Raw genomic sequence first — 1,503 nt, forward strand, 5'->3', positions numbered from 1 at the left:
TAGGTCGTCACATTCATTTGAGTTATTTATCCCGGTATTTTATTCTTAGGTTGATAAATCAACACTTCCATTCCTGGAAATAATCGCTCGGGACTTTTGATAATCACCTGATCATTAGGATTTAATCCTGAACTAATTTCTACACGATTTTTTTCTTTAATACCCGATTTTACGTTCACCAACTCAATACGATTATTAACGACCTTGTAAATAGACAGCTTCCCTTCTTTGAGAAATAATGCCTGAACCGGCGCCACTAATGCTTGTTTCTTTTCCTGAATAAGGAGCTGTGCATAAATAGTATCGCCGATAATGCAATCGTCACAGTGAATATCAACTTCTGCTGGGCACATATGCGTGTCACCATCCATCATTTGCTGTAAATGAGATAGATGGTATTTCTGCTTTTTAATATAAACGATTTGCTTTTTTTTAATTTGATGGAGATAGTGGCAAGGAATATCCAGGTCAACCGCTATATTTAAAGGATCATAAACAGTAACAACCACATCCCCTGTTTTAACTTGCGAGCCATCTCTGATTTTAAACGCGCTAACAATCCCATCAAATGGAGAGTAAAAACGTAAATTTTCTACTTCGATTTTCGTTTTAGCCGCTTCTTTTTGAGCATTTATCCATTGTTGTTTTTTTTCTTCAAGCTCTCTTATGCTGACAAATCCTTTGCTTTTCAATTGCAGGAATCGATTATAATGAGCTTCTGAAATTGCCGCTGCGTCTTTTGATAATTGATAATTTTTCTCAACTTCTGGATTAATAATCCGGGCAATTAAATCACCTTTTTTAACCGCTTGCCCTGATGAGCAATTTGCCTCTAACAAACCAGGCGCTTTCGCTGTTAACAAAGTGGCATGTTTGGGGTGTATCGTACCGATAAGTTGAATAGTCTTTTTAATAGACGTTGGCTTTACTAGTGTAGTTTCAACTACCTTAGGCGATTTGTCTGAAATAGATGCTGGACGATGAAATAAATAAAAACTTATCACCAAAGCAAACGAAATTACCATTAAAATCGATAGATTTCTTAGCCATTTTTTAGATTTCCATAGAGTATTGACTGCTAATTTGAACCTCAATGTATTCTCCTAATTGAGTTAATCAAATATCTTTGCAGTGCAATTTACCACAACATCGGGCTTTAATTAATCATAAATTAGTAAATAAACGTAAAGTTATTGCTCCGAACTCTTCTTAAATCATGTTATGAATGCTGATCTTATATCTCCAAAGAGACAGGTAATCCGAACGTTACAATAGAAATTTATCACCTGAGCAAACGCATTTAATACAACTATGTGTAGCATTCACTGCACTTACTTAAAGTCTCCCCTCTCGAATTACTAAGGCTTGACCGCGGTAACTCGATCCTAACTTAAGCAAGTGTCCCATGGGTTAGCTTTTGCTAACCCATATTTCGTGACGATATGCAAGAGAATATAATGCGCCAAAAATCATAAAAATAAATTTAAATCAGATAGTTAAATT

The 1,503-nt window shown here is 35.4% G+C and carries 1 protein-coding gene; it reads right to left on the reverse strand.

Features of this window, described 5'->3' with window-relative positions; genetic code table 11:
• Positions 1-26 precede the first annotated feature (26 nt).
• On the reverse strand, positions 27-1,094 hold the full coding sequence (locus tag ACQY7T_RS12160) for an efflux RND transporter periplasmic adaptor subunit (RefSeq protein WP_428413775.1): 1,068 nt from the start codon (positions 1,092-1,094) through the stop codon (positions 27-29).
• Between the last annotated feature and the right edge of the window lie 409 nt (positions 1,095-1,503).

The organism is Legionella sp. (genome assembly GCF_965140895.1).
Classification (GTDB): Bacteria; Pseudomonadota; Gammaproteobacteria; order Legionellales; family Legionellaceae; genus Legionella.